Origin of the sequence: Hypericibacter sp., assembly GCF_050729195.1 — a bacterium.
In the GTDB taxonomy this organism is placed as follows: domain Bacteria; phylum Pseudomonadota; class Alphaproteobacteria; order Dongiales; family Dongiaceae; genus Hypericibacter.
In genome coordinates this window covers 1-9,869 of record NZ_JBOHKS010000130.1, presented here as the reverse complement: position 1 = coordinate 9,869, position 9,869 = coordinate 1, and the positions used below count along the sequence as shown (strand labels likewise).

Sequence of the window (9,869 nt, the reverse complement as noted above, 5' to 3'; positions counted from 1 at the left end):
GCGAGTCCGCAGGGTTGGATCGAAGACTGGGTTCTCCATCCCGCTTCGTTGCAGGATTTCCTCGCGGCCCATCCCTCGACCGTTCAGGATCGGCGCTTTGCCGTGGGCTATTTCCTCAAGCCCCTGGGGCTGGCGGCGCTGGGGTTGTTCTGGATCGCCACCGGCATCTTGGGTCTCGGTGCTGCAAGATCCGAGGCGGCCCAAGCCCTGGTCGCGCGCGGATTGTCCGAAAGCGTCGCGTCGGCAGCGGTGGCCGGAGGAAGCCTGGTCGATATCGTGCTCGGCGGGGCCGTCCTGGTGGCGCGGACGGCTCGCCCCGCGCTGATCGGCATGCTGGTGGTCAGCCTGATCTATCTGGCCGCGGCCACGGTGCTGATGCCCGGTCTCTGGCTCGATCCGTTCGGCGCTTTGCTCAAGGTCATCCCCGCCATGATCGCGGCTCTGGCCATGCTCGCCCTGATGCCCGATCGATGATGGAGCTCGCCACCGTCCTGAAGCTTCTGCATGTGCTCGGCGCGACCGTTCTGCTGGGCACGGGTGCCGGCATTGCCTTCTTCATGGTCATGGCCAATCGCACCCACGACGCGCGGGCAATCGCCCATGTGGCAGGGACAGTGGTGATCGCCGACTTCGTCTTCACGGCATCGGCCGTGCTGCTTCAGCCAGTGACCGGCTGGCTGCTGGCGCAGAGCAGCGGTTATCCGCTGACCGAAGGCTGGCTCGGCCTTTCCCTTGCGCTCTATCTGCTGGTGGGCGTCTGTTGGTTGCCGGTCGTCTGGATTCAGATCCAGCTGCGCGATCTCGCGCGCGCCGCGGCCGAGGGTCATGCGCCGCTGCCGGATCGCTATCACCGGCTCTACCGGCTTTGGTTCTGCCTGGGCTTCCCGGCTTTCGCCGGCGTCATCGCCATCATCTGGCTGATGCTGGCCAAGCCCAGCTTCACGATCGACTTCTGACCAACCGCCGCCAACGAAAACCCCGACCCGGTCTTTCGACCGGATCGGGGCTGACGTGAAATCCAAATCCGACGTCGGAAGCGCTTAAGAGCCGCGACGCCACCAGCCGCGCTTGGTCGGTTGCGGCTCGCTCTTCGGCTCGGGCAGAACGACCCGGGCCGGCTCCTCGGCGCGATGGCTCGGTACCGGCGGTTCGTGTCTTTCGGCCGTGCGAGCAGGCTCCGTCGGCGTGGCATGGCTGGCAGCAGGCGCGACCTCGTCATGGCTGCGGTGGCTGTGCCCATGCGCCGGCGCATCGTTGCGTGACTCGCGTCCGGATTCGACGGGAGCCTCGCCCTCGTCGCCAGCTTCCTCGCCGTCCAGGTCGGCGTCGTCCTCGGGCGCCTCGGCTTCGACGTTGCCGTCGGCGTCCTCGATCTCGTCGTCCGGTTCGTTATAGGGCCAGTCGCGATCGAAATCGGCCGGCGTCACCAGCGGCCGCGGACCCCGAGAGGGTTCCTGCTGCTCCTCAGGCTCATGTTCGCCAGCGACCTGCGGCTGCGGGGCTTCACCCGGCAAACCGCCCTCCTGGCGACGGCGCGAACGCCGGCGACCGCCACGACGGCCACGACGGCGTCGACGGCGTGCATCGGCGGCACCGGGCGTCTCCTCCTGGCCCTCACGGGGCTCCGGAGCGGTGGCATTGTCCTGGCTCTCCGTGGCTTCCGACGGCGTTCTATCCTCGGCGACGAAGTCGTCGCGACGCGTTTGATCCTCGGCCGGACCTTCGGCCGCGGCGGGCACCGGGCCCTCGCGGCGCGGGCCGTCTCCATCCCGCCCGCCTTCACGACGGTTATCCTCGCCGTCACGTCCACGTCCGCCCCGACGACGACGACGGCGGCGACGCCCGCCCCGGTCATTCTCGCCGCCTTGTTCGGCCCGGTCGCCGCGATCGCCGCGGTCGCCCCCCCGATCACCGCGCTCGGCGCGTGGTTCACGCGGCTTCGCGACGGCGTCTTCGCTCTCCTCGGGCTCGACGCGATCTTCGATCTCGACTTCTTCCTCGACTTCAATCTCGTCGTCGGGCTCGTCGATGATCGCCGGTGCCGGCAGCGAGGTCGCCGGCATGGGCAGTTCCTCGCCCGGCGCCAGCGCCCGCAGGCGCTCGATGCGATATTCCGGCGGGATCAGGTGATCGTCGCCGGTGAGATAGACGCGGAAGCCGTGACGGATCTCGATCTCGGCCAGGGCCCGGCGCTTCTGGTTGAGGATGAAGAGGGCGACCGCCGTCGGCACCGTGACCGTGATGCCCGGGCTGCGGCGGCGCGTGCCTTCCTCCTCGACGCCGCGCAGCACATGCAGCGCGGTCGATTCGGTCGAGCGCACGCGGCCCAGGCCGCGGCAGAGGCGGCAGATCTCGGTCGAGGCCTCGACCAGGCTCGGCCGCAGCCGCTGGCGCGAGAGCTCGAGCAGGCCGAAGGGGCTGATGCGCCCGATCTGGATGCGCGCCCGGTCGGTGCGCATCGCCTCCTTGAGGCGACGCTCGACCTGCGCGTTGTGGCGCTGCTCTTCCATGTCGATGAAATCGATGACGATCAGGCCGGCCAGATCGCGCAGGCGAAGCTGGCGCGCGATCTCTTCCGCGGCTTCCATGTTCGTGCGCAGCGCCGTGTCTTCGATATTGCGCTCGCGCGTGGCACGGCCGGAATTGACGTCGATCGCCACCAGCGCTTCGGTCTGGTTGATGACGATATAGCCGCCCGAGCGGAGCTGGACCGTCGGATTGTGCAGGGCGTCGAGCTGGGTCTCGACCTGATGGCGCTGGAACAGCGGCATGCTCGGGTCGCGGTAATGGATCACGCGCCGCGCATGGCTCGGCGTCAGCATCTTCATGAAGGCCTTGGCGGCCTTGTAGCCTTCGTCGCCCTCGACCTGGATGTCCTCGATGTCGCGCGTATAGAGATCGCGGATCGAGCGCTTGATCAGGTTGGCTTCCTCATAGATCAGCGCCGGCGCCGTCGAACGCAGCGTCAGATCGCGGATCTCGCCCCAGAGTCGGAGCAGATATTCATAGTCGCGCTTGATCTCGGTGCGGTTGCGCTCGCTGCCGGCGGTGCGCACGATCACGGCCATCCCCTTGGGGATCTCGAGGTCGCCGATCACCGATTTGAGGCGCTTGCGGTCGTTGGCGCTGGTGATCTTGCGCGAGACGCCGCCGCCGCGCGCGGTGTTGGGCATCAGCACGCAATAGCGGCCGGCGAGCGAAAGATAAGTGGTGAGGGCGGCGCCCTTGTTGCCGCGCTCCTCCTTCGTCACCTGCACCAGCATGATCTGACGGCGCTTGATGACTTCCTGGATCTTGTAGCGGCGCAGCGACCGGGGCCGGCGCGGCTGGTCGTCCTCTTCGGCTTCGTCGCCACCGACGACATCGAGCGGGGCCGCGACCACCGGAGCCCGGTCCTCGATTCCGCCGCCGACGGGAGCCGCCGGCAGCTCATCGGGGCGCGTCTCGGCGCCGCCCGCGATCGATTCACCGCGCTCGGCGGCCATGCCTTCGGCGGCGTCGCGATCGCCCATGCCTTCATTGGCGCCGTTGTCGGTCTCGAACAGCGGGCCTTCGACACGGCTTTCGGAATCGCCGCTTTGGCGCAGCGCCATCGCGTCGTCGCTGCGCGCCGCGTCGTCAGGGTCGACGCGATCTTCGCTGGCCGATTCCTCGGTTTCGCTGTCGAAATCCGGACCGGCGCGCTCCGCGGCATCGTCGCCGTCTTCGGACGCTTCGCCGTCGGACGAGAATTCCGGCATCGCATAGGAATCCGGCCGGTCGTAATCGGCCGGCCTGTTGCCGCCGCGACGGTAGCCTTCGCCTTCACCTTCGCCGCCGGCTTCGTTTCCGTCCTCGCCCTGCGTCGAATCGATCAGATCGGCGTCGTCGGAGGCCGGTTCGGCTTCGACCCGCTCGGCGCCTTCGGTCTTGGTGTGGGCCGAATCATCGGCGTCGTCGTCATCGTCGTCATCCGAGCGCTCATTGGCGGCCGCCTCGGCTTCGAGCTCGGCCTGGAGCGCCTCGCGATCGGCGATCGGGATGCGGTAATAGTCGGGATGGATTTCGTTGAAGGCCAGGAAGCCGTGGCGATTTCCGCCGTAATCGACGAAGGCGGCTTGCAGCGACGGTTCGACCCGGACGATCTTCGCGAGATAGATATTGCCCTTGAGGGCTTTCTTGCTGGCGATCTCGGCGTCGAATTCTTCAAGTCGTTTCCCGGAAACCACCACGACCCGTGTTTCTTCCGGGTGGGTGGCATCGATCAGCATGTGTTTGGTCATCAGACGTGAACTCCATGGCGCGTCCGGCACGGTCGGCGCAAAGCGCGAGCGGCGGCGCGACGTCGAGGTGGATGGGGCAGTTGCGAGTCATGGCAACCTGTTACTGCGAGCGCCCGCGCCTCCTTTCGGGGAGACGCCAACGCGGAACCGGAACCCTTGGTGCGAACCCCCCGCCATAGGGCGGCTGCGGGTCAAGAGCGCGGAAGCGACCGTCGGATCAGCCTGACTCGCGGTTTAAAGCGCGAACCCTGTCGCCGGTAGGCGTCCGCCCGCGCGCTTGTCAGCGCGCCCGCGGTCTGCCGTTCCCGGCGGCCCCGGCCTCGGCCATTACGCCGGACGCAGGAGCCTGGGGCGAACCCTGGGACGGTTTCACCATACCCAGGGGAGTGTTTTTCCACAACGAAGATTACCGGGTAGGCTAGGAAGGCCGGGTGGCGAGCCGGGAAGGGGGCAATAGCCCTATGCTGCGCTAGGCTGTTGCAGCGCTGCGACTCGGGCGCGTATATGTTGTGGATAAGACCCGATCCCCCTCTAGACTCAGTGTTGCCTATGTCTGGTCGTTGCCGCTTTGTCCTGTTTCTCATGGCCCTGGCGCTGCTGACCGGCCTGTCGGGGCCGGTCATGGCCGCGGTCGACGTGTTGGGCATTCGGCTGGGCGTCCATCCTGACAAGACCCGGGTGGTGCTGGATCTTTCGGGCGGCGCCCCCTATCGCACCCTGTTGCTGGCCGATCCCTACCGGCTCGTCATCGATCTCGATAGCGTGCAATGGCAGTTGGGCCCTGAAGGCGCGCCGGCCGGGAAGGGGCTGGTCTCCGGGATGCGCTATGGCACCTATTCGGGGGGCACCCAGCGCCTGGTGCTGGACCTGGCCGGCCCGGTCACGCTGCAGCAGAGCGCGCTCATCGCCGGCTCCGGCACCGTGGCGGCACGCCTCGTCCTCGATCTTGTGCCCACCAGCGCCGACCAATTTCAGGCGGGCACCACCGGCGGTTCCGGCCCCGCCCTGGTCTCCTTGCCGGAGGTGACGTCGGGCTCAGTCAGCGACCCGGCGGCCGGAACCCAGTTGGCCGCAGCCACGGACCCCGGCAGCACCTTGCCGACGCCCGATCTCAAGCCGGCGCCCGCACCCACCGATCAGGGCAGTGTCCCCCTGACCGCGGCTCCGGATCCCGTGCCCGCGCCGCTGCCAACCGCCAGCAGCAGCATGAGTACGGCCTGGCTCGGATTCCCGCCGCCGCTGAAGCCGGCGCCGCCCTCCGCCGGGCCGGTGCGCCCGCTGATCATGCTCGATCCCGGCCATGGCGGGGTCGATCCGGGTACGGTCGGCGCCTCCGGCTTCTTCGAGAAGAACCTGACGCTGGCCATGGCGCTCGAAATCAAGCGCCAGATCGAGGCGGATGGGCGCTTCCGCGTCCAGCTCACCCGCGACACGGATATCTTCATTCCCTTGCGCGACCGGATCGCCATCTCGCGGGCGGCCCATGCCGACATCTTCATCTCGCTTCATGCGGATTCGAACTTCAATGCCGCCCATCGCGGGGCCACGGTCTATACCCTGTCGGAGAACGCATCGGACGCCGAAGCCGAGGCCCTGGCGGCCAAGGAGAACAAGGCGGATCTGATCGCGGGCGTCGATCTCTCGAACGAGAACCAGATGGTGACCTCGATCCTGATCGACCTGGCACAGCGCGAGACCAAGAATCAGTCGGTCCGGCTGGCGGACTATATGGTTCAGGAACTGGCGAGCGGGACCCTGCTCAACCGCAACACCCATCGCTTCGCCGGCTTCGCCGTGCTGAAGGCGCCCGATGTCCCCTCGATCCTGCTGGAACTGGGCTATCTCTCCAACAGCCAGGACGAGAAGCTGCTCCAGACCAAGGCCTACCGGCGCAAGATGGCGGCGGCGATCGTCAAGGCGGTCGGCGACTATTTCCAGTGGCAGCGGACCCTGTCGCAGGGATGACGGTCTTAACCTCTCGTCAACCATCCTGCGCCACATATCCGCCCGGATTTGAGCGACAAATGAAGCCTCGACCGCGGGGTATCGGCGAGGCAAAGTGGAGCGCCTCGGGCCGAGACGGACGCGGCATTTTCCAAGAACGGTTCGACAAGTCGTGAAGCGAGTTATCCTCGGTCTTCTGGGCCTGCTGCTTGGCTTCGGCATCGCCGGCCTGGTCGGCGCCTATGTCATCTTCCAGCATTACGCGGCGACTTTGCCCGAGGTCTCGGAGCTGGCGGTCTATGACCCGCCGGTGGTGACGCGCGTTCATGCCGGCGACGGCCGCCTGCTGGCCGAGTTCGCGACCGAGAACCGGGTCTATGTCCCGATCGGCTCGATCCCGAAAGTCGTGTCGAACGCCTTCATCTCGGCCGAGGACAAGACCTTCTACGAGCATCCCGGCATCGACTTGCCGGGCATCGTCCACGCGATGATCACCAATCTGCGCCATATGGGGTCGGACCGCCGGCCGATCGGCGCTTCGACCATCACGCAGCAGGTGGCGAAGAACTTCCTTTTGACCAACGAGGTCTCGCTGGAGCGCAAGATCAAGGAGATGATCCTCGCGCTGCGCATCGAGAAGGCTTACAGCAAGGACCATATCCTCGAGCTCTATCTGAACGAGATCTATCTCGGATTCGGCTCCTATGGCGTGGCCGCCGCGGCGCTCAACTATTTCGACAAGTCGCTGGACGAGCTGACCATCGCCCAGGCGGCGTTCCTGGCCTCGCTGCCGAAGGCGCCCAGCAAATACAATCCCGTCACCCGGACCCAGGATGCGCTCGACCGGCGCAACTGGGTCATTGGCCGCATGCTCGAGGACGGGCATATCACGTCGGCCGAGGCGGCGGCGGCCACGGCCGAGCCGCTGAGCATCAGCCGGCGCGGCGAGGCCGAGACCGTCTCGGCCGACTATTTCGCCGAGGAGGTCCGCCGCGAGCTGATCCAGCGTTTTGGCGACAAGAGCCTCTATGAGGGCGGGCTCTCGGTCCGCACCACGCTCGATCCGCAGCTGCAGGCCTATGCCGACAAGAGCCTGCGCGACGGCATGCAGCGCTTCGACCGCAAATATGGCTATCGCGGCCCGGTGAGTACGATGGAGCTGGGCGAGGACTGGGCGGCGAAGCTCGCGGCCCTGCCGGCGCCCAAGGGCCTGCGCGACTGGCAGCTTGCGGTCGTGCTCGAAGAAGACGCCACGGCCGCCAAGATCGGTTTCGGTAACGGCAAGACGGGCCTGATCCCCCTGGCCGAATTGAAATGGGCCCGCAAGGATCTCGACGACAACCATGTCGGCCCCGCCATCGCCAAGCCCCTGGACGCGATCAAGCCGGGCGACGTGGTGATGGTCGAGCCGGTTACGCAGGACAGCGACGGCAAGGCCTATCCGGAAGGCAGCTACGGGCTGCGCCAGATCCCGGCGATCGGTGCCGCCATGGTGGCGATGGATCCGCATACGGGCCGCGTGCTCGCCATCGTCGGCGGCTGGAGCTACGAGATCAGCGAGTTCGACCGCGCCACGCAGGCGCTGCGTCAGCCCGGCTCTTCCTTCAAGCCCTTCGTCTATATGACGGCGCTGGAGAACGGCTTCACGCCCTCGACCCTGATCCTCGATGCACCGATCGTGATCGACCAGGGCCCGGGCCTGCCGCTCTGGAAGCCCGAGAACTACGAAGACACGTTCCTCGGGCCGGCCACGATGCGCGTCGGTCTGGAGAAGTCGCGCAACCTCATGACGATCCGGCTGGCGCAGGCGGTCGGCATGGACAAGGTGAAGGCACTGGTCGATCGCTTCGGCGTGGTCGACAACATGCAGCCGCTGCTCTCCATGTCGCTGGGTGCGGGCGAGACCACGCCGCTGCGCATGGCGACGGCCTATTCGATGATCGTCAATGGCGGCAAGCGCATCGTGCCGCGCTTCATCGATCGGGTCCAGGACCGGACCGGCGCCACGATCTTCAACAGCGACACGCGGCCCTGTGCCACCTGCCGGGGACCCTGGCAGGACGGCTTGACGCCGCCGGAGATCCCGGACGAGCGCGAGCAGGTCGTCGATCCGCAGACCGCCTACCAGATGGTTCATATGATGGAAGGCGTCGTGCAGCGCGGCACCGGCTTCGCCGTCTCCGCCGTCGGCAAGCCGCTCGCGGGCAAGACCGGCACGACCAACGAGAGCCGCGACGCCTGGTTCGTCGGCTTCTCGCCCGACCTCACGGTCGCGGTCTATTTCGGCTATGACCAGCCGCGTTCGCTGGGCGCCAAGGAGACGGGCGGCGTGGTCGCGGCACCGGTGTTCCGCGATTTCATGATCAACGCGCTGAAAGACAAGCCGGGCACGCCGTTTCGTATTCCGCCGGGGATCCGCCTGGTGCGCGTCGATGTGAAGACGGGCCAGCGCGCCAACTCGGGCACGCAGAAGGTGATCTACGAGGCCTTCAAGCCCGGTACCGAGCCCAGCGATACGCCGGCCAGCGTGATCGAGGGCATCGGCGTCGCGGATCAGGGTGGCGGCCAGAGCAGCAGCCCCAGCGTGATCGGCGTGCCGAGCTCGTCGGACGGCGGCCAATCGACCAGCCCCAGCGGGCTTTATTGAACGGAAAGCGGCTCATACTTACTTTTGACCTCTCCCCACCTTGTGGGGAGAGGAAAGAATGAAGCAGCAATCCCCCAAACTATTGACGTCAGGGCCCGCCTCGGTGCAAGAGAGGCCCTTCTTTCGGACATTGGAGACAGGCAGAGCGACATGCGCGCTGAATTGGAAGCAGCCATCGGGGAGATTCGTTCCTCGCTGGCCCTGCTGAGGAGGCATCTTTGACTGGGATCACGCGCTGACAAGGCTCGAGGATCTCAACGCCAAATCCGAAGATCCCAAATTCTGGAACGACTCGCAGGCCGCGCAGAAGCTGATGCGCGAGCGCAACCATCTGCAGCAGTCGATCGAAGACTGCCGCAAGCTGGAGCGCGACCTGGATGACGCGCTGACCCTGATCGAGCTCGGCGAAGCCGAGAACGATCCGGCCAGCATCGCGGAGGGCGAGGCGGCGCTGAAGGCGCTGCAGAAGCGCGCCCGCCAGGTCGAGCTCGAGGCGCTGCTTTCTGGCGAAGCCGACGCCAACGACAGCTACATCGAAATCAATGCCGGCGCCGGCGGCACCGAGGCCCAGGACTGGGCGTCGATGCTGGCGCGCATGTATGCGCGCTGGGCCGAGCAGCATGGCTACAAGGTCGAATGGCTCGAAGAGAGCCCCGGCGAAGAGGCGGGTCTCAAATCGGCCACGCTGCGCATCAAGGGCCGCAACGCCTATGGCTGGCTCAAGACCGAGAGCGGCGTGCATCGCCTGGTGCGCATCTCGCCCTATGACAGCGCGGCGCGCCGCCATACCAGCTTCGCCTCGGTGTGGGTCTATCCGGTGGTCGACGACAACATCAACATCGAGATCAAGGATTCCGACCTGCAGGTCGACACGATGCGCTCGGGCGGCGCCGGCGGCCAGCATGTGAACAAGACCGAGAGCGCCATCCGCATCACCCATATGCCGAGCGGCATCGTGGTGAAGTGCCAGGAGGACCGTTCCCAGCATCGCAACCGCGCCACCGCCATGGCGATGC

Annotated in this window: 5 protein-coding genes and 1 pseudogene; 5 read left to right on the top strand and 1 reads right to left on the bottom strand. The window is 66.7% G+C overall.

Annotated elements, in window-relative coordinates:
- Both ACREE8_RS09905 and ACREE8_RS09900 read left to right on the top strand, forming a co-directional pair.
- Positions 1–474, top strand: a 474-nt coding sequence (locus tag ACREE8_RS09905; RefSeq protein ID WP_431572823.1) for a DoxX-like family protein, incomplete at its 5' end; no start/stop codon positions are given.
- The gene (locus ACREE8_RS09900) at positions 471–956 is read left to right on the top strand and encodes a DUF2269 family protein (protein ID WP_431572822.1); all 486 of its coding nucleotides are present in this window, start codon (positions 471–473) and stop codon (positions 954–956) included. The genes ACREE8_RS09905 and ACREE8_RS09900, both read left to right, overlap by 4 nt.
- An 84-nt stretch (positions 957–1,040) precedes the next feature.
- On the opposite strand, the gene ACREE8_RS09895 is transcribed toward ACREE8_RS09900, so the two are convergent.
- A complete protein-coding gene (locus tag ACREE8_RS09895; protein WP_431572821.1) occupies positions 1,041–4,262 on the bottom strand; it encodes an Rne/Rng family ribonuclease in 3,222 nt (1,073 codons plus the stop codon).
- 549 nt (positions 4,263–4,811) lie between these two features.
- On the opposite strand from ACREE8_RS09895, the gene ACREE8_RS09890 reads away from it, so the two are divergent.
- From ACREE8_RS09890 to prfB, 3 genes and pseudogenes are all read left to right on the top strand, one after another.
- Entirely contained in the window at positions 4,812–6,227 is a 1,416-nt protein-coding gene (locus ACREE8_RS09890) for an N-acetylmuramoyl-L-alanine amidase (protein ID WP_431572820.1), read from the top strand.
- 151 nt (positions 6,228–6,378) lie between these two features.
- A complete protein-coding gene (locus ACREE8_RS09885) occupies positions 6,379–8,853 on the top strand; it encodes a penicillin-binding protein 1A (RefSeq protein WP_431572819.1) in 2,475 nt (824 codons plus the stop codon).
- Positions 8,854–9,003: 150 nt separating this feature from the next.
- Positions 9,004–9,869, top strand: a pseudogene (gene prfB / locus ACREE8_RS09880) (peptide chain release factor 2); the annotation flags it as partial.

Excerpts from the sequence above, each read along its gene's own strand:
- ACREE8_RS09890 (WP_431572820.1), top strand. The coding sequence starts at position 4,812 with ATGTCTGGTCGTTGCCGCTTTGTCCTGTTTCTCATGGCCCTGGCGCTG.
- ACREE8_RS09900 (WP_431572822.1), top strand. The coding sequence starts at position 471 with ATGATGGAGCTCGCCACCGTCCTGAAGCTTCTGCATGTGCTCGGCGCG.
- ACREE8_RS09895 (WP_431572821.1), bottom strand. The coding sequence starts at position 4,262 with ATGACCAAACACATGCTGATCGATGCCACCCACCCGGAAGAAACACGG.